We start from the raw sequence: 26,449 nt of genomic DNA, 5'->3' as shown, positions 1-26,449 counted from the left end.
GCAAGCATTCGCCGATAGCGAATCATCTTAAAACAACAAAGTTTACGAAAACAGCCTTTTAAGAAAAGCTTTTGTTGATAAAATGCTCAGTTTTCGTGGGCTCGGCTTCAGCTAACTTTGCAAAGCATCGTCAAATCAATGATCAATGGATCAATAAAGGGGGCTTATCAATGTTAACGAAAGAAGTGATCGGAAATATTGAACAAGAACAGGAAAGTCATCTGAATCGTGAGTTTATCGAATTAGATTGGGATGAATTAAATAAACGAATCTTACGAAAGAAAACGGACAAAGGAACGGATGTTGCGATTGCGCTGGAACAAGAACAACCATTAGCGGTTGGTGATATTGTCTATCAAGATGAACAACGACAAATTGTGATTCAAACGAAAAAAGAAAAAGCATTCGTCGCGTATCCCGAATCAATCGTCGAAATGGGCAAAACCGCTTTTGAATTGGGAAATCGACACACCCCATGCTTAATTACAGAAAACCAAATCATCGTTCGCTATGATCAGACGCTCGAGCGATTATTCGAAGAAGTAGGTGTCACATATGAACAGACCGAACACAGATTTAAACAACCATTTAAGTACCGAGGGCATCAGCACTAAATTTTTGTATTTAATGCATATTCATGATTCGGCTTTTCCGATTGGAAGTTATACCATTCGTTTGGGATGGAAACTTATATTCAAGAAGATCAGATTCGAACAAAAGAAGATTTGTTTCAGTTTTTACAAATGTACATTCATGAAAATATTAGTTATACAGATGGCATTTTTGTGAAAGAAGCTTATGAATCGCTCGCGCACAAAGATTGGCACAGCCTCATCCGATTAGAGAAAATATGTGATGCTAGTAAAAATGCAGAGGAAACACGTAAAGCAAGTCGAATGATAGGAAAACAATTTTTGCAGGCGATCCTTCCTGTTCACGAAACAGAGAATTTGCATGAATGGTACCAACTATTTCGGAACCAGCGAATTTATGGACATTTTCCAATGGCTTATACATTGTACACGTACGATATGGAATTTGATGTATATACGACATTGTTAACGTTCATCTATTCATCAACAGTTGGTTTAGTACACAATGCTGTGCGGGCGATTCCATTAGGACAAAAGGGTGGTATCGAAGTCATTCATCGCTTAATACCGGAAATGGAAAAGGGTGCACAAATCACATTGAACCGTTCATTAAGTGATTTGTCCAATCATGCCATTGGGCTAGAGCTTGCATCCATGAATCATAAATTTTTACCATCAAGATTATTTATTTCGTAATGTGAAAGGAGAATGATATATGAAACCTGTTATTGTAGGTATCGGAGGTCCAGTTGGTTCAGGAAAAACGTCATTAACTGAACAATTAACGAAACGCATGGTAGATCATTATAATGTTGCGGTTATTACAAATGATATTTACACGAAAGAAGATGCCGAATATTTAATGAAACAAGGTATTTTATCAAATGATCGTATTATTGGTGTGGAAACAGGCGGTTGTCCACATACAGCGATTCGTGAAGATGCATCGATGAATTTTGAAGCGATTGATCAATTAAAGGAACGATTTCATGACCTTGATTTGATTTTATTAGAAAGTGGTGGGGATAACTTATCGGCAACATTTAGTCCTGAACTCGTTGATGGCTATATTTATGTAATTGATGTCGCAGAAGGTGGCGATATTCCACGTAAAGGCGGACCTGGTGTTACACGTTCGGATTTATTAGTCGTTAACAAAATCGATCTGGCTCCTTATGTTGGTGTGGATATTGAAAAAATGAAACAGGATGCCAGTGTTGTGCGGAAAGAGCGACCATATGTTTTTGCTAATGTGCGAGGTGGGAATGGCGTCGATCAAGTCATTGAATGGATTCAGCATGACATGTTATTAGAAGGAAGTGGAGAAACGGAACATGCTGGCAGCTAATCAAGTGGAACATCCCCAACGTAACGGTAAACTGGATATGCATTTTGCTTCAAAGCAAGGTAAGACTGTCATGACAGATCTTTATCATCAACCGCCACTCAAGGCAAGTCGCGCATTATATTTGGATGATTCTCATAGAGCAACCGTTTATTTAATGGAATCTTCGGGTGGAATGGTTGCGGGTGACCGAAATACGTTTGGCGTTTATTTGGAAAAAGGGGCACAAGTTCGACTACATCCGCAATCGGCGACCAAGATTTATCCATCTTTTAACAAGCAACCGAGTCAGCAAGTCGTCAACATTCATTTAGAAGAAGGGTCATCTCTCGAGTGGAAGCGAGAAGAGGTGATTCCTTTTACAGATGCTCGGTTTCATAGTGATATATCGATCGACATGGACCGAACGGCTTCGGTTTGGTGGGAGGAAATTTTGTATCCTGGTCGTGACAAGCGGGGTGAATCATTTGAGTTTCAGGAGTGTCACACGAAGTTTCAAGTTTGGTCAGGCGAAGATTGTTTAGCTTATGATGCTGTTCGTTTAAATCCATCACACCAGCAAATAGCTGCACTAGGTGTGATGGAAACTTATCAGTATGTAGGTAGTGTTTGGGTCATCGGACCGAATATAAACTTTGATGAAGAATTGATTCAATCGGAGTTACGTCAGACGAAAGGTCATCAATCTAGTGTAACAAAGCTGCATGAACGCGGGTATTTAATCCGTTGGCTATCGAACCATTTACCTGTCATCAAACAAGAAATGGATACATTATCAGAATGGATAAATGGTCAGTGAAAGGAGACTGGGACAAAAGGAAATTCGTATGTTATCAGCTAACATTTGGTTTTCATGACTTAAAAATCCTTTGTCCCAGTGTCTTTACAATGGCTTTGTGATCATGAGAAGAATAATGATGATCAGAAGTGTATTTACTATATATTCAGCTATTAATAATTTTTTTATATACTCGTGATAGACAGTTGGTATTTCTTCTGGCTGTTGTGCGAGAAGTTCTTTGATCGGTTTGGTATACTGTTTTAACACGGTTGGTCCCATTAGAAACGAAATGGAATAGAGCACTAAGCTTAGTAGATACCATCCTTCTTGAAACAGTCTTGGCTTAAGGATGCCCATAGCGATACCTGTCAGTAACATGAAGCTACCACCAGAGATAACAATATTATGCACTTTTCTTTTGAGAAAGAATGCAAATTGAATCTCGTTAATGGTTTGCGCTGACTTTACAATCGTTGTGAGAATAAATCCAGGACCAACACCGATAATCGCGGAGAAAATATGAACAATCACCAATGTTTCATACACTGCGTCCACCTACTTTTTCGAATATCGCTATATCATCTGCCTGTCGCAAAAATATCTTGTTTTTCGCAAAATTATTTCTAATTTCGCAAAAAAATTTTCAAAATCGCAAAATGATGGTCATTTTCGCAAAAATATTATTGCTTAGGGACAAAGGCTTCAAATCCGAGTGCAGTCGCAATTCCTAATACAAGTGCCCAAATGACAATCGCGATCGTTGACCAGATCAATACCGCTTGTTTCGATGATCCAAGTGTCATCCCAATAAATGCAGCAAGGTGAGAGCCAAGAACAACAGGTCCAAGCATGATCATTCCCGGTAGGCCGTATTTGTTCCACATAATTTTCGCTCGCGCAGATCGTTTGGACTGTTTTTTGGAATCGCTTTTATCAGTGATCCATGTTTTTACCTTCTCAAAAGCAATGACTAACGGTATCAATGTCGATAAGTTGCCAACAATGCCAATTAATATCACAAGAGCTGGATTCAGGCCAGTAAAAACACCTAAAGGAATGACAACTAATATCTCAAACCAGGGTATCGCTCCTCCAAGAAATACGAGAAGATATTCGACTAACATTATATGATTCCTCCTTTAGTTACAGAAAAAAAGTTGATGCTTTAGGAGCACCAACTTATACAAGGATAAGCTCACGCGTTAAACGATCACAGAATTTATCACAACGATCGAGATCGGTCTGCTGTGGTGTTAATTCGACTTTTAGTGTAACAGCGAGACTCGTTTGTGCAAATAGCATATCTCGAAAAAGGTCGACAGCGCCGCAATAGTGGGCAAAGAAACTATCACCAGTTCCGAATACACCAGTTGTTACATGTTTCACGTCTTCGGTTTCAAATGCTTCATATAGGTCTTCCATTTCAAGCGGAAGTTCACCATTATCCCAAGTATATGTTCCAACGGCAATGATGTCATATTGAGATAACTGTCCAGGACGGAATTCATGAATTGGGATGAGGTCTGTCTCCATGCCACGACTTTCCATCCGTTCATGAATTAACTCGGCTAGCGTTGAGGTATTTCCAGTTACCGATGTGTATATAATGGCTGCCTTCATCGCTTGATCAGTCCTCCTATATTATAAATTACAATTCGTCAAATCCGTTTGATGAAGATACTTTCGTGTACGTTCTCGACTTTTGCTCAAAGAAATCGGATTTTGTTTCGTTCATCATTTCATCACTAAACACTTGAATCCACTGCATTGGATTTTCGCGTGCAGGATAATAATTATCGAGACCCAGCTGACGGAATCGCTTATTCGCGAGGTATTCTACATAGCCATGGAACTCTTCAAGGTCAATGCCATCAATATCTTTTAAGATGTAATCGGCCCATTCTTTCTCTAACTGCACAGCTTTATCGACCGTCTGATAAACGTAATTGATATTTTCTTCCGTATTGAGTTCTGGGTTTTCTGTTAGTAAAATACGAACGAACTGGGACACAAAATACGCATGTTGCATCTCATCGCGCTGAATGTAGCTGATCATAGAGCTCGTTTTTACCATTTTTTGTTGACGGGCTAAATGATAGAAAAAGGCAAATCCAGCATAGAAATAAATGCCTTCTAAATTAATCGAGTTGACCGCTAATTCAAATAGACGTTGCGGTGATGGATGCTGGCGAAATGCTTCATAGCGATCTAAAATTAATTGATTTCGTTTTCTAACGATGGGATCTTCTTTCGCCTGGTCAAATCGTTCATTTTGCTCACGTAACGGAACGAGTGAACTTAAGATATAAGAATACGATTCATTGTGAACAGCTTCTTGTTGTGAAATGACAGCAAAAATCGCTTTGAAACTCGAATCGGTTACGTAATCCATAACTTCTGTCATCGTTGGCGTTTGTAAGCTGTCTAATGATGCTAACTGTGTATTAATGCGCAAGAATACATCTTTCTCAGTCTCTGTTAGATATTCCCACTGTTTAATATCATCTTGCATGTTAATCTCTTGTGCTTTCCAAAAGTTCGCAAGCAATGTTTGATAGAGATCATACATTTGCGGATAAGCAATATCATTCCAATTTAGTAATCCAGAAGATTCTCCATTAATAATACCGGTCGATTTATTTGGATAAGTGGGGTTTAACAGTTTAATTTTTGATAAGGGTTGGTCCATTTGTGACATGCACGGTTTCCTCCTTCAATGTTCGAAAAATCGAAGAAACAAGGTGCCACGAATTAGCTGTGGCACGCTTCACATTCTTCAATCTCAGTCTGTGATGTACTGCGAACGTAATACGTCGTTTTCAGTCCATTCTTCCATGCTTCCTTGTGTAAGTTTAACAGTTCTTTTGCTTTAATGTCATGGCGAACATAGAAATTAAAGCTAACGGCTTGGTCCACGTGACGTTGACGTTTGGCATTTTGTCGAATGCTCCACACTTGATCCAACTCATGACGAGCACGGCGGTAGTAATTGTAAGTCACGTGATCTAAGTCAGGTGCAGTAACTTTAAATTTGAAATTTTTCTTCTCTTCAGCATATTCAACAGCATATAATGGGTCGATACCATCCGTTGATCCACCGATCTTTGCTGTTGAAGAGTTCGGTGCAACAGCCATTAACCAGCCATTGCGAATGCCGTTTGCTGCGACGTCTTCGCGTAAGTTGTTCCAGCGATCCGATGTGTAATCTCTGCGCTCAAAATATTTCCCAGTATGCCATTCAGATCCTTCAAATTCTGAAAATGCGCCTTTTTCTTTGGCTAATTCCATAGAGGCTTTAATCGTGTAATAAGCAATATCCTCATACAATTTATCTGCATAGTCAACGGCTTCATCAGACTCCCAATGGATACTTTCAAGTGCAAGAAGATGATGCCATCCAAATGTACCTAATCCGACAGCACGGTATTTTTTGTTAGTGGTTTGCGCTTGTCCAACAGTAATCGTATTTAAGTCAATGACATTATCCAACATGCGTACTTGAATGTTGATGAGTCGTTCCATCACATCTGCGCGTACAGCATTTGGTAAGTTGATCGATGATAGATTACAAACAACGAAGTCACCAGGTTTGCGAACAATGACAATATTGCCATCTTCGTCTTCATATTCATTAGAAATAGTAGTTGGCGACATGTTTTGTGCAATTTCTGTACATAAGTTACTGCAATAAATGGATGTTTTACCTGTTCCGCGCTTATGTTTATTTGGATTTTGGCGGTTTACTTCATCACGGTAGAACATATATGGTGTGCCTGTTTCAAGTTGGGCAACCATAATGCGTGCCATAATGTCCATTGCACGATACGTTTTTCTCGGTAGAAGCGGATGGTTCACTGCTTCCCAATATTTTTCAGTGAAATATTTCTTATCATTTTCGTCATAGAAGTCTTCTAATCCGAGTGGGTTGCCATGTTCATCTTTCCAGCCCATAAATTGTTTGACCTGGTGTGGACAGAACGTATGCCATTCACCAATACTCTTTCCGTTCTCATCAGTAACATCGAGTTGTTCCATAAATAAGTCAGGTAATGATACACCAGTGAAAATATCGTGTGCTTTGCGGCGTTCATCGCCATTATTTGTTTTTAGATCAAGGAAGCCATTCATAATATCTTTATGGAATACGTCTAAGTAAACGGCAACTGCTCCTTGACGTTGACCAAGTTGGTCGACACTAACTGCTGTATCATTAATTAATTTAATCCAAGGAACGACACCTGAAGAGTTTCCTTTGAATTTCTTAATATCAGAGCCAAGTGCACGAACCTTACCGTAATAGATGCCAATGCCACCGCCGTCTTTACTTAAGCGTGCGATATCCCAATTATTTAAGTAAATACCATCCAACGAGTCATCAACTGTATCAATAAAACAAGAGGATAATTGCCCATAACTTTTACCAGCGTTGGATAGAGTTGGTGTCGCAACAGTCATATATAAATGGCTGAGTGCCCAGTAAGCTTCTTTTACTAATTCTACTCGTTGTTCAGGTGCTTCGTTTTGCATTAATGTCATCGCAATAATCATAAAACGTTCTTGTGGCAGTTCATATAAATTGCGTTCATGATCATGTGCTAAGTAACGATCTGATAATAAGAAAAGGCCGATATAATTAAATAGATCATCGCGTTCAGGTGCGATTGATTGACCGAGTTCATCAATTTCTGCTTTGCTATATGAATGTAATAGTTCTTGTCCATAAATGCCAAAGCTCGTCAAAGTGTCGATTAGCGAATAAAAATCTCCGTATTTTTGATCGGCATCATAGTTTCGATTCGTTGCGGCTTCTTGGTAAAGTTGGCGCAAGCGAAAATGAGCAGCAACAAATGTCCAGTCTGGCTGATCCATGGAGATCCGATTTAACGCATAAAAGAGCGCTTCTTGTGTGGAATCCTTATTGGTATCTGCTGTTTCCTCAATGCGTTTTTGTAAATCCTTTGTGTCAAGACCATACTTTCTTTCCGCTTCTTCTAAAGCATCTGTGACGGTCTGGCTAATTGATTTTACCTCTGTTGTCATGTAAAAACCTCCATATACATAATAAAAGCGCCCTTATAAAATAGAGCGATGATAGATATAGTACTTGATGTATGTTGATAAAAAGCGTAATGACCGCTTTTAACGATAGGATTATCGAACACCATATGTTGATGTTTTTTATTAAATTATCACTATATATTGTATTTTATCGTATTTATTTTAGTTTTACAATAGCTAAAAACATCTATTTCTATATAAATGAAAGGAACAAGTTTGTCGAAAGTTGATTCCTCAGTAAATGATAGAGTAGCGGGACTTTTGTATTAATTTTAAGTTAAGATAGAAATGAAAATGATTCACATTGCGACATGTGAATTTTCTACAAACAGAGGAACTATTATTCTATCAATACAAGCAAATGACTTCAAGAAAAGTGATCATCTTCCCATGATGGCAGTTTGTACGTTTCTGTCATGACTATGATTCAATATATGAAGGCAGAAAAAAGCAATGATTGCTTATTCCTGTGCTTCATTATATTGAATCGCATGTAAGCGTGCGAATACGCCGTTGCGATCGAGTAGTTCTTGATAAGCCCCTTGTTCGACAATTCCGTCCTCTGTCACTACGACTACGCGATCTGCATCACGAATGGTCGCTAAACGGTGGGCGATAACTAGTGTTGTCCGGTGCTGACTCAAATCATCTAACGATTGTTGAATCAAACGCTCCGTTTCCGTATCTAGAGCAGATGTTGCTTCATCTAGAATCAAAATAGGTGGATTCTTTAAAAAGGTGCGAGCAATCGCCATTCGTTGCTTTTGACCACCTGATAGTTTTAGTCCCCGCTCACCAATTTGTGTGTCATATCCATTCGGTAAATTTTCAATCACTTGATCGAGGTGTGCTTTTCGTGCGGCTTCATAAATTTCTTCATCGCTAGCGTTCTGGTTGCCATACGCAATGTTTTCCTTAACTGTACCAGTAAATAAGAATACATCTTGTTGAACAATGCCAATTTGTGAGCGAAGAGATTGCTTTGTCATCTGACGGATATCCATTTCATCAATCGACACTGTCCCTTGATCTACATCGTAAAAACGCGGAATTAACGAACAGATCGTCGTCTTCCCTGCCCCGGATGGACCGACAAAAGCTACTGTTTCACCAGGATGAATGGTGACATTGATATCATCCAATACCGTTTGTTCTTCATCGTAGGAAAACGTAACATGATCAAATTGAATATGCCCTTCTAATTTATCAACCGATACTGCGTCTTCCGCATCTTGAATGTCCGGTTCTTTTGCAATCATTTCACGGAAACGGCGAAACCCAGCCATTCCTTTCGGATAAATTTCGAGTAGTGCGCTAATTTTATCAATTGGTTTAATTAACACGTTCGTATATAATACAAAACTGACGAGTTCGCCGTATTGTAGTTCTTGATTGATGACTAACCAAGCGCCAAATACTAATACTAATAGTGTCAATAAACGTGTCGTCATATAAATACTTGAATTTGTTCCAGCCATGACTTTATAAGCAGCAATTTTTGTCCGTCGAAACAGTCCGTTATCTTTCTGGAAACGAGAGATTTCAAAGTCTTCGTTTGTAAAAGATTGAACCACGCGAACCCCTGAGACAGCATCTTCTACGCGAGCATTGACATCTCCGATTTTTTGATACATTTCTCGCCATGCTCGATTCATAGCTTTATTACAATAAGTGACGAGTGCAACTAGTATAGGAACCATTACTAAGGCAACTAATGCGAGGGAAGGGTTAACAGTGAACATAATTCCAAAAGCTCCCGCAAACGTCATGACGGCGATAAATGCATCTTCTGGGCCGTGATGGGCCAGTTCACCGATATCAAATAAGTCATTTGTAATTCGGCTCATGATATGCCCTGTTTTTGTATTATCAAAAAAGCGAAATGATTGCCTTTGGACATGGGTGAAGAGTTCCTCCCGCATGTCGGTTTCGATATTAATCCCAAGCTTATGCCCCAAATAACTAACGATAAATTGTAACAACGTACTTAATAGATAAACGGCAAATAACAGAATACTAACCGTAATAATAATACCCCAATCACGCCCAGGCAGTAATTCGTCGATTAACCATTGAACGGCTAGTGGAAAAGCCAATTCCAAAATTGCGACAATGACGGCACTGCCAAAGTCAATCATAAATAGGCGTTTATGTGGTTTATAATATGAAAAAAATTGTTGTAACATCGCTTGATCTCCTTTTCCTCAAATGAACGAAATCATTATAGCAAAAAATTCGTGTTCTATGGAAGAAAAGAAGTGACGAATTGATGAAAGCGATGTGTCTATAAAAAATGGTTACGCGTACCATCTTGCCCGCCTTTTGTATGCTTTTGCGGAATACGATGTGTTTTTTCTAATTCTAAGTCATAGTTATAATCGACTGCTTGCCACAAGCGATATAAGATCCATAGGCCAAAAAGAATTTGTCCAATCATGATTATGGTAAGAAATACTCCGTCTAGAAAATAAATCCCGATACCTATTGCGACTTGGACGAGTAATAATGGCCAGTGCTTTAACCAAACAATCAAACTACCGGTTAGAAGTGCGATCACCCAAAGTGCTTCAATTGTCATACGATTGTTTCCTCCTAAGTAAAGTTGTGCTTTGTCTGTTAGTTTTGCTTGTCGTGAGAAGAATATGCAATGACAGGCTTTCCTTTTTCACCAAATTTCTATAGAATAAAAGTGGAAGATGAGATGAACACGATGAAAATGAGGAGAGACTTATGACGACGATTAATGATATAGCGAAATTAGCGGGAGTGAGTCGTTCGACCGTTTCTCGTTATTTAAATAGCAATGGTTACGTAAGTGAAGACGCTACCCAAAAAATTACCAAGGCGATTGAAGAAACAGGTTATTTACCGAGTCAATCTGCCAAATCGTTACGTACGAAAAAATCAGGTGTAATTGGTGTCATTTTACCTAAAATTAGTACTGAAACAGCGAGTCGTGTGATTACGGGTGTGAATAAAGTATTACAATCGAATCATTACCAAATGTTATTAACGGACACTTCACTTGAGTCAGAAAAAGAAATTGAATTTATCCGATTGTTACAATCACGTCATGTCGATGGCATTCTTTTATTAGGGACGAATCAAGAACCGGCGTTAATCCAAGCGATTGAAGAAGCCAACGTCCCGATTATAGTATTGGGACAAGAGATAGCGGAAACGATTTCGGTTACTTATCCAGATTACGAAGCGACACAAACAATGATCGAATATTTTATCGAACAGCATTATCAGCGTATTGGCTTTATCGGTGTTGACCCTAGTGATCCAGCTGTTGGCCAAATCCGTAAACAAGCTTATGAGGACACACTAAAAAAACATCAACTGCCAATGAATGAGAACTGGGTGCAAATCGGTGACTTCAGCATTGAATCAGGGTATCAAGCGATGCAAACGATACTTGAGCGATCAACTGATGAAACACCAGATGCAGTATTTGTCGTTACGGATCGTATGGCCGTTGGTGCCATGCAATGTATGAAAGAACACCAGCTACAAATACCCGCAGATATAGCGATTGCCACAACAGGCGCTTCGACATTGTCACAATATATAGAGCCAAGCCTTACGACGATTGATTTTCTAAATGAAGAAGCAGGGGAGAAAGCTACCGAATTATTGTTAGAAGCGATCAACGGAAAATGTCCTCAAAAAAAATTAATGCACAACTATAGACTTTTAAAACGTGATAGTGTATGATAAATTTGAAATTGACATGAGATCGATTCCATAAATCCATGTCTTTTCTTTGTTTCTTTGTGGTATCGTTCCCATAAAATGAAAACGACATCATATTTAGGGGAATGATTAATTTTTATCGATTGTGGAATCGATCCCGTAAATTAAAGGAGGGAGAAACAATGGCAAGCAATCAAGAGATTGCCAATCAGGTAGTAGAAGCAATTGGTGGAGAGGACAATATACAGTCCATTACCCATTGTGCCACAAGATTACGAATTATGGTTCACGATCATGATCAGGTCGACGTGGAACAAGTGGAAAACATTGATAAAGTGAAAGGAGCTTTTTATAATTCTGGTCAATACCAAATTATTTTTGGCACCGGTACCGTTAACAATATCTATCAAGCAGTAACTGAATCTGGTGTTACAGGCACTTCGAAAGAGGAAATGAAGGAAGAAGCAGCCAATCAAGGTACGCGCTTTCAGCGAGCTATTCGTACATTTGGTGACGTGTTTGTTCCGATTATTCCGGTACTTGTTGCAACAGGTTTATTTATGGGGCTTCGTGGCCTGATTACACATGAAAAAGTTTTAGCGCTATTTGGGCTCACCCCTGACAGCATTTCTGACAATTTTCTATTATTTACGGAAGTACTGACGGATACCGCGTTTGTCTTCTTACCAGCATTAGTAGCATGGTCAACGTTCCGCGTGTTTGGCGGTACTCCTGTCATCGGATTAGTATTAGGCTCATGCTCGTATCGCCATCGCTGCCAAATGCATGGGTAGTCGCTGAAGGTAATGCAGACCCGCTTCAATTTTTAGGATTCATCCCGGTCATCGGGTATCAAGGTTCCGTTCTACCAGCCTTTTTTGCTGGCTTTATTGGAGCAAAAATCGAAAAGTTCTTCCGCAAGCGAGTACCCGAAGCACTTGACCTAATTGTAACGCCTTTTCTCGTATTACTTATAATGATTACATTATCACTATTTGCGCTGGGACCTGTTTTACACTTAGTAGAAAATTGGATTTTTGACGGTACACGCGCACTGTTAGAATTACCATTTGGTTTGAGTGGACTCATTATTGGTTTCTTTAATCAGATAATTGTCATCACTGGAGTTCATCACATCTTTAACTTCTTAGAAATTCAATTGTTAGAGAATTTAGGAAATAATCCATTCAATCCACTGATTTCAGCATCAATTGCGGCACAGGGTGGGGCAGCATTAGCTGTTGGTGTAAAAAGTAAAGCGACCAAAATGAAAGCATTAGCTTATCCGTCGTCGTTATCCGCCTTTCTAGGAATTACAGAGCCAGCAATATTCGGTGTAAATTTACGTTACGGAAAACCATTTATTATGGGACTAATTGGTGGAGGTGCTGGTGGATTTTTAGCAGCACTTGTCAATCTTGAAGCGAGCGGCATGTCCGTCACGGTGATTCCAGGGGTTTTACTATATTTAAATGAACAAATTCTTTGGTATATTCTTGTCAATGTTGTATCGATTGCAACAGCATTTATCTTAACCTACTTATTTGGTTATAAAGATGAATCATCTTAGTAAAGACCGGTTTATGCCGGTCTATACTATTTACAAGAAAGGGTGGCATTATGAATCAAGACGAATATTTAAAACAAAAAGCTGAAGAATATAGAAAAAAACATCAAGAACAAGTAAAAAATGATCCTTATTATCCTCAATATCATATCGCTTCTCCTGTCGGTCTATTAAATGATCCGAATGGTTGGATCCAATGGAATGGAACGTATCATCTTTTTTTTCAATGGATGCCATTTGATACGGCTCATGGAGCGAAATTTTGGGGGCATGTCCGTTCTGAGAATCTCGTAGACTGGCAATTAGAAGCACCCGCACTCACGCCGAGTAGTTGGTATGACAAGGATGGCTGTTATTCTGGTAGTGCAATTGTTCATGAAGGAAAACTATATTTATTTTATACTGGAAATGTGAAAAATGATGAAGTTCGTGAAGCTTATCAATGTTTGGCAACATCAACAGACGGACAAGTCTTTCATAAACAAGGTGTTCAGATAGAGGTGCCTGATGGATATACTGCCCATTTTCGAGATCCGAAAGTATGGAAAGAAGGTACGAAATGGTATATGGTCATCGGAGCGCAAACGGACCAAGAAAAAGGAAGTGTTGTGTGGTATGAATCAGAAGATCTGAACGATTGGACATTTCGTGGTGAACTATCAAGTGGCTTTGGTTATATGTGGGAGTGTCCTGATTATTTTCAGCTAGATGGAAAAGATATCTTACTGTTTTCACCACAAGGATTATCAGCTTCTGGCATCGATTATCAAAACACATATCAATCCGGATATGTCATTGGTGAGTGGAAGGATGACTTTACGCACGGCCCATTTGTTGAACTTGATCGAGGATTTGACTTTTATGCACCACAAACGACAAAAGATGAGCATGGACGTCGATTACTATTTGGTTGGATGGGCATGGCAGATGATAATGAACCACATCACCCAACGATTTCTAATCAATGGATTCATCAGTTAACGATACCACGGGAATTAGTACGAGAGGGTGACCGATTATATCAAAAGCCTGTCCCAGAATTAAAAGAATTACGAGAAACGAAGGAAGAACACACTTTTTATGACAATTGGAATGGTCCCATACCGCGCGTTAGTGAATGGTACTTTGAAGTGAGTAAAGAAAAGGATATTCACATGTCGATTTTTCGTTATGCTACAATGGAATATAATGCATCAGAGAAAAGCATCCGTTTCACAAGACCGAGGTTAGATAATGGTGAGATAGAAGAGCGTATAGGGATGTTAAATGAACCATTACATTCGCTGCATTGTTATCTCGATCATTCGTCCATTGAGTTGTTTGTGAATGGAGGCGCATTAACCTTTTCGGCACGAATGTTTCCCGATCCCAATGAAGAAACGTTTGAAGTGAAAGGATCAGGAACATTATCGATATGGTCATTACGAAAAAGTGTAGGAGGAGGCGATTAATGTGCGAATCGGAGCCATTGAAGCAGGCGGCACTAAATTCGTATTAGCTGTTGGCACAGAACAAGGTGAAATTGTCGAGAAGACGACCATCTCGACGGAACACCCGGATATCACTATGCCGAAAGTGATTGAATTTTTTGAGGATAAGGGAATTTCTCGCATTGGTGTAGGTAGTTTCGGCCCCATTGATTGTAATGAAATGAGTGCTAGTTATGGAACGTTACAGAAAACGCCAAAAACCGATTGGGTTGACTATCCACTCGGCGGAACGTTAAAAGAAGCGTTAGACGTGCCTGTTTTTATTGATACGGATGTCAATGTAGCTGCTATGTCCGAAACGAAATGGGGCAATGCGCGTGATGTCGATACTTGCTTATACATTACTGTCGGAACAGGAATAGGCGCAGGTGCTTATTTTCACGGGCAGACGTTAACAGGATTATCCCACCCGGAAATGGGACATATTAAAGTGCGACGACATCCTAATGATGACTATGAAGGAACTTGCCCATATCACGGTGATTGCTTAGAAGGATTGGCAGCTGGTCCAGCTATTGAAAAGCGTTGGGGAAAAAGTGCCAAAGAATTAGCAGACAACGAACAAGTATGGGAACTGGAAGCTGATTATTTAGCACAAGCTTTGACAAATTATATTTATATTTTGTCACCTGAACGAATCGTCATCGGTGGTGGTGTCATGAAGCAACAACAGCTGTTTCCATTCATTCGCGAGAAGGTTTTACACATGTTGAATGGCTATGTGACGTCCCCGTATGTAACGGAGCGTGAAATTGATCAATATATTGTCCCTCCTGGTCTCACTGACGAAGCGGGTGTAAAAGGTGCACTTTACTTGGCAATGAGAGACTGATTATAGTAAGTGACGATTTTTTCTCGCCTGAGTGTTGGAATTCTCGCGTGAGTTCTTTTTCATGGAATTTATGAATCGCTTACATTTTGAATATGTGCTACACTGAAGACGAAGGGGTGATAAAAAGATGAAACGATTAGAGCTAGGGAATAGTGGTTTAGAAGTAAGTGATATTTCATTAGGTTGTATGCGGATGGATCAGTTGTCGACCTCAGAAGCCAATCGTGTGATTGAAAATGCGTTAGAACAGGATATTAACATGTTTGATCATGCCGATCTTTATGGAAAGGGAAAATCTGAAGAAATTTTTGCTGATGCGATTGAGATGAATCCAAGCATTCGTGAGAAGATGGTCATCCAAACGAAATGCGGCATTCGTGATGGTTTTTTTGATTTTTCAAAAGATCATATTATTTCATCTGTCGAGGGTAGTTTGAAGCGCTTAAAAACCGATTACATAGACATTTTATTATTACATCGACCGGATGCGTTAATGGAACCAGAAGAAGTAGCAGAAGCATTTAATGAATTAGAGAAAAGTGGAAAGGTACGCCACTTTGGTGTGAGCAATCATAATCCCATGCAGATTGAATTACTGAAGAAATATGTAGATCAAGATTTAATTGCAAATCAATTGCAACTTAGTTTAATGTTCACTCCAATGATTGATGCTGGCTTAAACGTTAATATGGAACATGACCCGGCAATTGTACGTGATGGTAGTGTGTTAGATTATAGCCGTTTAAATGATATGACCATCCAAGCTTGGTCACCATTCCAACATGGTTTCTTCGAAGGTGTATTTGTTGATAATGATCAGTTTCCGATTTTGAATGAGAAACTGCAAGAATACGCTGATAAAAAAGGGGTAACGAAATCCGCAATTGCAGTGGCATGGATTTTACGACATCCCGCACGCATTCAGACGATCGTCGGCACCATGAATCCAGAGCGATTAGCCGGCATTGCAAAAGCATCAGACATTCATTTGACGCGAGAAGAATGGTATGATTTATATCGCGTGGCAGGAAATGATTTGCCATAGAATAATTTTTTACAAAATATTCTTGACGATATATGAAGAAGATGATATAGGTTTTAGTACTCTGCATTTTTTGGTAGTAATGAGACTCCGCACTAAGTAAAACTGTGTAAGTACGAAGGTACCGACCCCCGAAAGTCAGAGTTGAAAATCTAACTTTCGGGGGTGTTTTTATGGCTAAATATTTTTTATGGCTAAATATAGTGAAGAATTTAAAATTAAGCTCGTCACAGAGTATTTATATGACAACTATAAGGGGTTCAAGATTTCAGACAGCAAGAGAAGTTGTGTGTAGTCATGAATAAAAACAACTTGAAAAAAACTATCAAAATGCTGCTGTTATTTTGATCATTTCAATACTATTAGAAACGATTAACAAAACTATTACAGCGGTCAATGAACGAATATCGCAATTAGAAAAATATCAAGGATCATCTTTGTTATTAACATTACATGATTATCGAGTTATCCATCAGTAGCTATATTTATTTCTGTGTATAATGAAGAAGTTGTTATTCAAGAATACCTTAAACGCTTTGGTTGCTTTGTATTATCCTGGTGATCTCAATATTTATATTTTAGATGACCGTTCTATCGAGGCAACATGTTTGCATCCGCATTTATAGTTTTTACATATCCTACTGCACCAGCTACATGCTTCACGGTTTCTGCTCAGGTTGATTATCACCATCAAAAACTGCAATATACTTTGAATCTGTTGCCTTTATCCCCTATTGGATCACCATTTTTCAAGGAAGTCTATCATAGTAAAATACAAGCATTTCAATCGGGACATCAACAATCTGTAAATCTCATTGATCAATTATTAATTGCGATCTAATATGTAAAATTTACGGAAGACAAACCAGACGCTTTTCATGAATGGTTGATCGAACAATGGGATACACACCATCAGTGGTACGGGCGGTATCGCCAAAGTGATGCCAAACCCTATTGTTCGTTATGAATCCCCAGCCGTTAATGCATTAGCTATGATGTATTTTACAGAGTTACATAATAAAGAAATGTCTGAGGTACTGTATAAAAGATTGTTATAACAACGAGCGAGCATGGTTAAACAGCAATTCGCGAATGTTCATGCATTTGACTATCGATATCTTGATACCGCGATTCTTTTATATGACAAACAAATGAAATAAGCAAATTACTCGTGATTTTCCAAAAAACTCCCTATAATAGATAGCGAATCTTAGGACAAAGGGGAGTTATAATGACACAAGAGAAACAGGAAACAAAACAAGCGATTATTGATGCTTTCCATTTTCGACATGCTACGAAGAAATTCGATGCTAATAAAACAATTCCTGAAGATGATTTCCAATTTATTATGGAAACGGCACATCTCTCACCAAGTTCATTTGGTTTCGAACCATGGCGCTTTTTAGTCATTCAAAATGAAGCACTACGTGAGAAAATTAAAGAAACATCGTGGGGCGCGCGTGGAAAAATCATGGATTGTAGTCACTTTGTCATTGTATTAGCACGGACGAAAAAGGACACGCGCTATGATTCCGCTTATTTACAAGATCACTTAAAAAATGTATTACAATTTCCAGAAGAAGCGGCAGACGGTTTATTACAGATGGTCGAAAACTTTCAAAAAGAAGATTTCGCTATTTTGGAAGATGAAGACCGTATGGCTGACTGGGCATCCAAACAAACGTATATTGCGCTCGGTAATATGATGACAGCTGCTGCTCAAATTGGGATTGATTCTTGTCCAATCGAAGGTTTTCCAATGAAAGAGATGAATGATTTATTGCGTGAAGAAGGCTTGCTCGATGATGAGAGTTTCTCTATTTCAGTGATGGCTGCATTCGGTTATCGAGCGAACGATCCAGCACCGAAAAAACGCCGTCCATTTGATGACGTCGTAAAATGGGTCGAATAAAAGTAATGATCGTTGAGGAGAGTTTAGCAAAAGAATTGCTAAACTCTTTTCTTGTTGTATATATGGAATTTATTCTCGACTTTCGCGATTTTATTCTCAACTTCAGCAGATTTATTCTCAACTTCATATTTCCATCAGAGATACAGTGTTGCGAGCATTATGCCTAGTGTTTCCTGATAAATTTCGTCAAATTGCTCAATAGGGAGGGGGTTCACGCCAGTGCCTAATTCAACGGTGTAACTAGGTAACTGAAATTCTTGGATCAGCCAATCTTTGTAACCGGCAAAGCTATCTATATAACGAATCGGTTCATATCGCTCACGCGTTGATATTCTTCGACAATCGATCTCGCATGTGCAGGCTCTAATCCTTGATATCCCCAATAGATGACTTCGCCTTGTGTGTGGAAGGCGTTTATGATTTGGAAATCACGTTGTCGCGCTAAATTGGCCATGGCGATTGCTTCAGGTTCAGTTAATGGACGCTTGCCGGGAAAATCTCGTGGCTGAGGTGACGTCGGTTTACGAGTCGTTTCAGTTTCCCATAAAGCAGGAAATTGATTATTTAAATCGACCCCGCGAATATTTGCCTTCCAATTCGAAAAATCACGATGACCATCATTCATTGAAATTACTTCTTCTTTCCATTCGCCACTAGCTTCACTTCCTTTTAAAACAAGGTTGACACCATCGGGATTTACCATTGGTACGACAGATAACTGTGTATTTTGAAAATAAGAGAGTACATGTAAATCGCGTATCGGTTCATGATTTGTCAGCGATAGTGCATATTGATTGAGAAATTTCATAATTACCGGTGTAGTAATCCATTCATTGGCATGGAAAGAGCCATTTATGTGTCGCAGATTGGTACCTGTACCGATTTGGAGTTCGAGGATGTCTTTCCCTAAAACAGAGGAACCAATGGATTGACTTTGAATAAATGGATAAACCGAAACGAGATGTTTTATGTCGTTTACCATTTTGTCATACGTATAGTGGTTGATATCTGTAATGATGATGTCTGTCACACGATGGGGGATTAGTAGCGTTTGCCCAATTTGTAGTTCTTTTGGATCGATTTCTGGATTCGCCAGTTGTAGGCCATCTAGTGGAAGTTGATGGGTTTGGGCGAGATTCCATAACGTGTCGTTTGGCTTAATGTGATAGTCTTTTTCTAAAAAACCTGGTATTTCGATCGTTTGACCAATCGTAAGTGAATGGGGATTCACGTTTGGGTTGGATGCCTCAATGATTGGTAAAGGAATTGAGAACAGCTGGCTATAGTACCAAAGCGTATCACCTTGACGAACTTGTACCTTCATGACTTCACTCCTGAATAATGATTTGTCGTTTCAATATATTTTATGAAAAACCATACGAAAAAAGAATTCATTCTACTTTATCTCATATAAATGATATGATGAAAAGGAATACATTATTATAGAAAAATGAGTGCAAACCATTTACAATTTAGTGGAGAAGAAATTTGTGGAAGGAGTGTCTCGTTCACATGAGTAAAGCGGATGGAATGAATTATGCACCGCAAGGAAAGCCGAATCCAGTTGTTAAAGAAGGGGAGTTTCAATTTGCGGCAGTCGCCCTTGATCACGGACACATCTTTGGTCAATGTAATGGACTGTTGGAAGCAGGTGCGACCTTGAAATGGGTCTATGATGCCGATGAAGAAAAGGTGAATAACTTCTTAGACAAATTTCCTCAAGCAAAAAAAGCCGAATCCTTGGAAGAAATTTTACATGACCCAGATATTAAACTCGTTACTGCAGCAGCCATTCCATCAGAACGGAGTACATTGGGTCATCGAGTGATGCGGGCAGGAAAAGATTACTTCACCGATAAAACTCCATTTACAACACTGAAACAGCTAGAAGAAACCAAAGAGGTGATTCAAGAAACGGGTCAAAAATATATGGTCTATTTTAGCGAAAGGTTGCATGTCGAAAGCGCAGTCTATGCTGGACAGTTAATCGAACAAGGAGCGATTGGAAAAGTTATTCAAGTGACAGGTTTCGGTCCGCATCGATTGAATGCATCTTCCCGCCCGACCTGGTTTTTTGAAAAAGAGAAGTATGGTGGCATTTTATGTGACATTGGTAGTCACCAAATTGAACAATTTCTTTTCTATACTGGTTGTGAAGATGCCGAAGTATTGCATAGTAAAATAGGAAACTATGATCACCCAACATATCCAGAGTTAGATGATTATGGTGATGCTACACTTGTAGGTGATAATGGTGCTACGCAGTTCTTTCGTGTTGACTGGTTTACACCAGATGGGCTCCGGACATGGGGAGATGGACGTACATTTATTCTTGGTACAGAAGGTATGATTGAAATACGTAAATATATTGATCTTGCAAGCGATAGAGGCGGGAATCAGTTATACTTAGTCAATCAAGAAGGTGAGCAGCATTTTGACTTAAACGGAAAAGTTGGTTATCCCTTCTTTGGTCAATTGATCAAGGATTGTATATATCGAACCGAACATGCGATGACGCAAAAACATGCCTTAAAAGCGGCCGAGTTATGTTTGAAAGCACAGGAAAAAGCGATTTATGTGACGAAATAATCGTTTCATAGAGAAGAGAAAGTTGTTTTGCATAATAGATTGAAACAGCTTTCTCTACATAATGGTATAGAACACGAAAATTTACATTTCCATTTTGAAAAAATTATGATACTATATAAATAACAACGTTGTTATTTGATGAAGGGGAAGTCGAGCATGACAGAATTTTTATACATCTTTAAGGATATTTTACTCCCCGTAGCCATATTAATGGCGATCGGTTACTCATTGCATATCAAATTTGAACTAGATCTCGCAACATTGGCCAAACTAAATATTTATTTTGTTGTGCCGGGATTTATTTTTGTTAAACTCTATGACGCAACATTCGGACTCGATTTATTTTTGCGCGTTCTTTTCTTTTTTATCTTACTTGTTACTTTACTTGGTGTCATCAGTTGGTTGATTGCTAGAGTGATGAACATAAATGGTGGAAAACGAACGACTTTTGTTAATAGTACGATGTTTTTTAACTCAGGCAATTACGGTGTTCCAGTAAATGATTTAGTGTTTCGTGGTGATGCATTTGCCATGTCCATTCAAGTGATTATGTTAACTTTGCAAAATATTTTCTTATTTTCGTATGGCATCTTTTCATTGCGAGCAGGGGAAGAAGGCAAATGGAAAGCGGCACTTGGATATTTTAAAATGCCGGTTCTATATGCGATGGTAGCTGGCGTGTTACTGAATGCTTGGAATGTACCTATTCCCGAACCAATCTGGGTGCCAGCGAATTATATCGCCGATTCGATGGTTGCACTAGCTTTACTAACTCTAGGTGCACAAGTGGCAAAACTGAAAATAAGTAAAGGGTTATTTTCGGTATATGCCAGTATTGCATTACGGTTAATGGGTGGCCCTCTTGTTGCACTGGGACTTATCTATGTTCTTCAATTAGAAGGTATGACGGCACAAGCGCTTTTTATAGCTTCAGCCATGCCAACTTCGGTGAATAGTGCGGTTATTGCCGAAGAATACAAGAGCCATCCAGAATTTGCAGCCCAAACCGTCTTATTCTCGACAGTGGCAAGTATGGTGACAGTAACATTTGTAGTTTATTTTTCAAGACTATTATTCTAGTGCTGTCTTGTTTGAAAGATATAAGAACAGGCTGGCCAAAGGAGTGATCAATGAATGGGGATTCTACATGATTTAGTGAAAGATATTCCGATTCCCAAAATGCTCAAAGTGAAACAGTCGTTTGACGATACACAAATTGACCATGTGGGGGAACGGATGCAGGAACAATTTCGCGAAAAACAGCTAGAAACACAGATTCAACCAGGAATGCAAATTGCAGTCGCTGTTGGCAGTCGGGGACTAGATCGTTTAGTTGAAATGACGAAAGAAACGATCGATTTTCTCAAAAAACATGGGGCAAAACCGTTTATTGTCCCATGCATGGGAAGTCACGGCGGCGCAACGGGGTCAGGACAAAAGGGGGTACTAGAACATCTCGGAGTGAAAGAAGAAGTCGTTGGTGCCCCTATTCGTTCATCAATGGAAGTTGTGAAAATTGACGAGTTAGCGAATGGTTTACCGATCTATATTGACCGTTTGGCATCAGAAGCAGATGGAATTGTGGTTATCAATCGTGTGAAACCGCATACAGCATTTCGAGGGCCAGTTGAAAGTGGTATTCAGAAAATGATTAGTATTGGACTCGGAAAGCAAAAAGGGGCTGAAGCTTGTCATCAATTAGGTTTTAAACATATGGCTGAACATGTACCAGCCATGGCCAACATCATTATTGACAAAATGCCGATATTGTTTGCTGTAGCAACAGTTGAGAATGCCTTTGACAAAGTGGCGAGCCTTGAAGTATTACGAGCTGAAGAAATTGAAGAACGAGAGCCAGAGATGCAAAAACATGCCAAGCGATCGCTACCTAAAATCTTTTTCGACCAAATCGATGTGCTTGTCATTGATGAGATTGGTAAGAACATAAGTGGGGATGGTATGGATCCAAACATTACTGGTCGTTATCCGACACCGTATGCTTATGGCGGTCCAGATGTGACGAAAATGGTCGTATTGGATCTAACGGAAGAAACGGGTGGGAATGCGAATGGTGTTGGAACAGCTGATTTTACGACGCAAAAATTAGTTGACAAGATGGATCGTGAAGCTACTTATGCGAATGGTTTAACGTCAACTGTTGTAGGACCAACACATATTTCTACTGCTATGCCAACTGATAAAACAGCGATTCAAGCTGCCATTAAGACTTGTAACATCTTAGATTTTTCGAAAGCTCGAGTCGTTCGAATTAAAAATACTTTGGATATCGGCGAGATAGAAGTATCAGAACATATGATCGAAGAAGTGGAACAACACGAAAATATGGAACCGTTATCAAAAACGTATGATCTTACGTTTGATCAAGAGGAAAATTTACAATAAAAAGAATGAAAAGGAGAAATGTTATGAGTCGACTATTTGATTTAACGGGGAAAGTAGCTGTAGCACTTGGGGGAAATAGTACGCTAGGTGGATCAATCGCCAAGGGATTAGCTGAACACGGAGCGAAAGTAGCGATTGTCGGACGTAATATGGAGACCGCTGAAGAAGTAACGAAAGAAATTAATGAAGCAGGTGGCGAAGCAAGATCCTTTCAAGCTGATGTCAGTGACTTATCGACGGTTGAAAAAGTAGCTAAAGAAATTGAAGGTTGGGCAGGAGGATGGGATATCCTCATGAATGCACCAGGTATGAATAGTCCTACACCTTACTTTGAACTAAAGACGGATGAATGGGATAAGATTATGGACGTCAACTTACGAGGCGTGGTTTTTGCTACACAAATTTTTGCTAAGAAAATGGTTGAACAGGATCGTGGCGGTAGTATTATTAATATTTCATCCGTATCATCAGGTCCGCCATTATCGAAAGTATTTACTTACTCTGCGTCAAAAGCAGCGATTAATAATGTGACGCAATTTTTGGCTCGTGACTTTGCTGAGCACAATATCCGTGTCAATGCGATTATTCCAGGCTTTTTCCCCGCCGAACAGAATCGAAAAATATTAAGTGAAGAGCGTGTCAATCAGATTATGGGACATACACCGTTGAATCGTTTTGGTGAACCAGAAGAATTGCAAGGTGCTGCGGTTTATTTAGCTTCCGATAAAGCGAGCGGTTTTGTGACGGGTGAATTGCTTCGTGTAGATGGTGGATTTGGCAGTATGACGATATAATAGAAAGGAGATCGAATAATGGTTGAGCAAAAGTATCGGAAACTAGTCTCGATTCTCCAAGATATGAAAAGAATTGTTGTTGCCTACTCAGGTGGTGTTGATAGTACGCTGTTATTAAAAGTGGCTGTTGATACACTCGGTGTAGATAACGTATTAGCCGTAACCGCTGACTCTGAAACATATCCGACAAGTGAATTAGAAGAAGCAAAACGTTTGGCGAAAAAAATAGGTGCTAGACACCAAGTCATAGAAACAAGTGAACTCGCCATACCTGGTTATACGGAAAATGATAAAAACAGGTGTTATTTTTGTAAGAATAGTTTATTTGATCACCTCGTTCCAATTATGGAGGATAAAGGTTATAAGAATATCGTCTATGGTGTAATTGCTGATGATTTAAGCGAGTATCGCCCAGGAATGCAAGCAGCAAAAGAGCAAGGTGTACGTGGACCGTTAGCGGAAGCGACTTTATATAAAGAAGAAATTCGTGAGCTGTCAAAGGAAATGGAGCTCGATACTTGGAATAAACCATCTTTTGCTTGTTTATCTTCAAGGATAGCTTATGGAGAGAAAATTACACAAGCAAAATTATCAAAAGTTGAAAAGTCAGAAGCATTTTTAAAAACAGTTGGTATCCGTCAGGTGAGAGTTCGGACGCATGAAGAGATAGCTAGAATCGAAGTCGAACCTCAAGATATGCAAAAACTACTAGCAAATCATCAGCGAATTACGGAAAAACTGCAGAGCTATGGATATAAATATGTCACCATGGACTTAGTAGGTTATAAAAGTGGCAGTATGAACAAAGCATTGTCATAAACGAGGAAGTCCTTCAATACTTGGTGATGGTTTTACTAGATGAGGAGGAACAAACGATGAGCAAAGCAGTCATTGGACTTGATCTCGGAACGACGAGTGTAAAAGCAGTTGCCTTTAATCTAACGGGAAACGTGTTGGCTGAATCAGAAGAACAGATCGAGACCCTTTATCCGAAATCTGGCTATGCTGAGCAAGATCCTGATGTGATTGAGAAACAAACACGTTTCGTATTAAACACATTGCTCTCGAAATTATCCAATACGCATGTGCTTTCCATCGGTATTTCTTGTGCGATGCATTCACTCATTTGTGTGGATAAACAAGGAAAGGCACGATCAAATATGTTGATTTGGTCTGATGGTCGAAGCAGTGATGTTGTTGAGCAGCTAGAGGATTCCGTTAAGCGACGTATATATCGAAAAACGGGGACACCGATTCATCCTATGTCACCACTGCTAAAATTAATTTGGATGAAACAAGTCCAAGATCCATCCTACCAAGAAGCCAGCTATTATATGTCGATGAAAGAATACTTGCTTTTTCAATGGTCAGGTGAACGAATTATAGATTATTCGATGGCTTCTGCTACTGGACTAATGAATATCCATCAACTCGACTGGGATGATGAAGCACTTGAACTAGCTGGTATATCACGTTCACAATTATCGACCATTGTGGAACCAACCGCAATCATCACTGAATTATCATCTAATATTCAAACGGAAATTGGTTTATCAAAAGATGTGTCTCTCGTGATCGGTGCGGCTGATGGACAATTAGCGAATCTTGGCAATGGAGCGATTCAATCAGGAGAGGTTGCAATTACAGTTGGAACGAGCGGTGCCATTCGACAACTGATTGAAGGACAACATGTGAATGACAATCAAGAAACATTTAGTTACGCTTTCACGGCCCATTCATCCATTATCGGTGGTGCTACCAATAATGGTGGGATAGCTCTACAATGGATCAAAGACTTATTTACATATAACGGTTCGCATGAGGAGCTACTACGAGAAGCAGAAGAAATCAAAATTGGTTCTGATGGCTTGTTATTTGTGCCTTATGTAAATGGTGAGCGTGCGCCGGTGTGGAATCAAAACGCAAAAGGTAACTTTTATGGTCTTCAAGTGACGCATCAACGGGCGCATTTTGTTCGTGCCGTATTAGAAGGAATCACGTTTAATTTGTATCAAATCGCTCAATCATTAGAAGACATTGCAGGAAAGCCGAAAACCATCTCGGTAAATGGTGGCTTGTCGAAATCACCGTTTTGGGTACAAATGGTAGCGGATGTATTTGGACATCCGATTCAGCTTGCCGATACACATCATGCCGCAGCGTGGGGCGCAGCTTGGACGTCACTTGTGGCGATTGGTGAAGTACCATCTTTTGAATCAATTAAGGAAAATATACCGATAAATTACATCGTAGAGCCAAACGAAGAACGCCACCGTCGATATCAAGAGATGTTTCAGACATACCACAATGTGGCTAGAACTATCACTAGATTTTTTTAACATAA

Annotated in this window: 22 protein-coding genes and 2 pseudogenes; 16 read left to right on the top strand and 8 right to left on the bottom strand. The window is 39.4% G+C overall.

Going from position 1 to position 26,449, the window contains the following annotated elements; all coding sequences use genetic code 11:
• Positions 1-170 precede the first annotated feature (170 nt).
• From J416_RS09310 to J416_RS09295, 4 genes are all read left to right on the top strand, one after another.
• Positions 171-614: an urease accessory protein UreE gene (locus J416_RS09310; protein ID WP_003469252.1), complete on the top strand. Its 444-nt coding sequence runs from the start codon at positions 171-173 to the stop codon at positions 612-614.
• Between the two features lie 66 nt (positions 615-680).
• Positions 681-1,289 (top strand): urease accessory protein UreF, encoded by a 609-nt coding sequence (locus J416_RS09305; RefSeq protein ID WP_003469249.1) that lies wholly within the window; start codon positions 681-683, stop codon positions 1,287-1,289.
• Positions 1,290-1,308: 19 nt separating this feature from the next.
• Positions 1,309-1,941, top strand: a complete 633-nt coding sequence (gene ureG, locus J416_RS09300) for an urease accessory protein UreG (protein ID WP_003469246.1) — start codon at positions 1,309-1,311, stop codon at positions 1,939-1,941.
• Entirely contained in the window at positions 1,928-2,737 is an 810-nt protein-coding gene (locus tag J416_RS09295) for an urease accessory protein UreD (protein WP_003469243.1), read from the top strand. The genes ureG and J416_RS09295 overlap by 14 nt, the downstream gene beginning before the upstream one ends.
• 84 nt (positions 2,738-2,821) lie before the next feature.
• Here J416_RS09295 and J416_RS09290 read toward each other — a convergent pair whose 3' ends face one another.
• From J416_RS09290 to J416_RS09260, 7 genes are all read right to left on the bottom strand, one after another.
• A complete protein-coding gene (locus J416_RS09290; protein ID WP_003469233.1) occupies positions 2,822-3,265 on the bottom strand; it encodes a DUF2269 family protein in 444 nt (147 codons plus the stop codon).
• Positions 3,266-3,399: 134 nt separating this feature from the next.
• Positions 3,400-3,843 carry a small multi-drug export protein gene (locus tag J416_RS09285; protein WP_003469228.1) on the bottom strand — a complete coding sequence of 148 codons (444 nt, stop codon included), beginning with the start codon at positions 3,841-3,843 and terminating at the stop codon, positions 3,400-3,402.
• Between the two features lie 55 nt (positions 3,844-3,898).
• Positions 3,899-4,339 (bottom strand): flavodoxin domain-containing protein, encoded by a 441-nt coding sequence (locus J416_RS09280; protein WP_003469225.1) that lies wholly within the window; start codon positions 4,337-4,339, stop codon positions 3,899-3,901.
• Positions 4,340-4,367: 28 nt separating this feature from the next.
• On the bottom strand, positions 4,368-5,417 hold the full coding sequence (locus J416_RS09275) for a ribonucleotide-diphosphate reductase subunit beta (RefSeq protein ID WP_003469222.1): 1,050 nt from the start codon (positions 5,415-5,417) through the stop codon (positions 4,368-4,370).
• A gap of 53 nt (positions 5,418-5,470) precedes the next feature.
• Positions 5,471-7,759, bottom strand: a complete 2,289-nt coding sequence (locus J416_RS09270; protein WP_003469219.1) for a ribonucleoside-diphosphate reductase subunit alpha — start codon at positions 7,757-7,759, stop codon at positions 5,471-5,473.
• Positions 7,760-8,238: 479 nt separating this feature from the next.
• Complete coding sequence (locus J416_RS09265) at positions 8,239-9,963, bottom strand: ABC transporter ATP-binding protein (protein WP_003469216.1); 1,725 nt, start codon at positions 9,961-9,963, stop codon at positions 8,239-8,241.
• Between the two features lie 98 nt (positions 9,964-10,061).
• Positions 10,062-10,355: a hypothetical protein gene (locus J416_RS09260; RefSeq protein ID WP_003469214.1), complete on the bottom strand. Its 294-nt coding sequence runs from the start codon at positions 10,353-10,355 to the stop codon at positions 10,062-10,064.
• Positions 10,356-10,507: 152 nt separating this feature from the next.
• Between J416_RS09260 and J416_RS09255 the strand changes: the two genes are divergently transcribed.
• The 6 genes and pseudogenes from J416_RS09255 to J416_RS09225 all read left to right on the top strand — a co-directional run bounded on the left by J416_RS09255 (position 10,508) and on the right by J416_RS09225 (position 18,319).
• Positions 10,508-11,497, top strand: a complete 990-nt coding sequence (locus J416_RS09255) for a LacI family DNA-binding transcriptional regulator (RefSeq protein WP_003469211.1) — start codon at positions 10,508-10,510, stop codon at positions 11,495-11,497.
• Positions 11,498-11,658: 161 nt separating this feature from the next.
• A pseudogene (locus J416_RS09250) lies at positions 11,659-13,046 on the top strand (sucrose-specific PTS transporter subunit IIBC).
• A gap of 50 nt (positions 13,047-13,096) precedes the next feature.
• A complete protein-coding gene (locus J416_RS09245; protein ID WP_003469209.1) occupies positions 13,097-14,494 on the top strand; it encodes a glycoside hydrolase family 32 protein in 1,398 nt (465 codons plus the stop codon).
• Position 14,495: 1 nt separating this feature from the next.
• Positions 14,496-15,365, top strand: a complete 870-nt coding sequence (locus J416_RS09240) for an ROK family protein (protein ID WP_003469206.1) — start codon at positions 14,496-14,498, stop codon at positions 15,363-15,365.
• A gap of 127 nt (positions 15,366-15,492) precedes the next feature.
• Positions 15,493-16,410, top strand: coding sequence for an aldo/keto reductase (locus tag J416_RS09235; RefSeq protein ID WP_003469203.1), 918 nt, complete (start codon positions 15,493-15,495; stop codon positions 16,408-16,410).
• Between the two features lie 1,228 nt (positions 16,411-17,638).
• Positions 17,639-18,319 carry an NAD(P)H-dependent oxidoreductase gene (locus J416_RS09225; RefSeq protein WP_003469198.1) on the top strand — a complete coding sequence of 227 codons (681 nt, stop codon included), beginning with the start codon at positions 17,639-17,641 and terminating at the stop codon, positions 18,317-18,319.
• A 134-nt stretch (positions 18,320-18,453) separates the two neighbouring features.
• Here the strand turns inward: J416_RS09225 and J416_RS09220 are convergent.
• Positions 18,454-19,643, bottom strand: a pseudogene (locus J416_RS09220) (M14 family metallopeptidase).
• Between the two features lie 188 nt (positions 19,644-19,831).
• On the opposite strand from J416_RS09220, the gene J416_RS09215 reads away from it, so the two are divergent.
• The 6 genes from J416_RS09215 to J416_RS09190 all read left to right on the top strand — a co-directional run bounded on the left by J416_RS09215 (position 19,832) and on the right by J416_RS09190 (position 26,444).
• Positions 19,832-20,908 (top strand): Gfo/Idh/MocA family protein, encoded by a 1,077-nt coding sequence (locus J416_RS09215; protein WP_003469192.1) that lies wholly within the window; start codon positions 19,832-19,834, stop codon positions 20,906-20,908.
• A gap of 156 nt (positions 20,909-21,064) precedes the next feature.
• Positions 21,065-21,988, top strand: a complete 924-nt coding sequence (locus J416_RS09210) for an AEC family transporter (protein ID WP_003469189.1) — start codon at positions 21,065-21,067, stop codon at positions 21,986-21,988.
• A gap of 54 nt (positions 21,989-22,042) precedes the next feature.
• Positions 22,043-23,311 (top strand): nickel pincer cofactor-dependent isomerase, group 22, encoded by a 1,269-nt coding sequence (locus J416_RS09205; protein WP_003469187.1) that lies wholly within the window; start codon positions 22,043-22,045, stop codon positions 23,309-23,311.
• A 23-nt stretch (positions 23,312-23,334) separates the two neighbouring features.
• Positions 23,335-24,105 (top strand): SDR family oxidoreductase, encoded by a 771-nt coding sequence (locus J416_RS09200; RefSeq protein WP_003469185.1) that lies wholly within the window; start codon positions 23,335-23,337, stop codon positions 24,103-24,105.
• 18 nt (positions 24,106-24,123) lie between these two features.
• Entirely contained in the window at positions 24,124-24,924 is an 801-nt protein-coding gene (gene larE / locus J416_RS09195; RefSeq protein WP_003469184.1) for an ATP-dependent sacrificial sulfur transferase LarE, read from the top strand.
• Between the two features lie 56 nt (positions 24,925-24,980).
• Positions 24,981-26,444, top strand: coding sequence for a gluconokinase (locus J416_RS09190; RefSeq protein ID WP_003469181.1), 1,464 nt, complete (start codon positions 24,981-24,983; stop codon positions 26,442-26,444).
• Positions 26,445-26,449 lie beyond the last annotated feature (5 nt).

The organism is Gracilibacillus halophilus YIM-C55.5, from assembly GCF_000359605.1.
GTDB classification, from domain to species: Bacteria; Bacillota; Bacilli; order Bacillales; family Amphibacillaceae; genus Gracilibacillus; species Gracilibacillus halophilus.
Note: the sequence above shows the minus strand (reverse complement) of the source record. Positions and strands in the feature narration are given on the sequence as shown.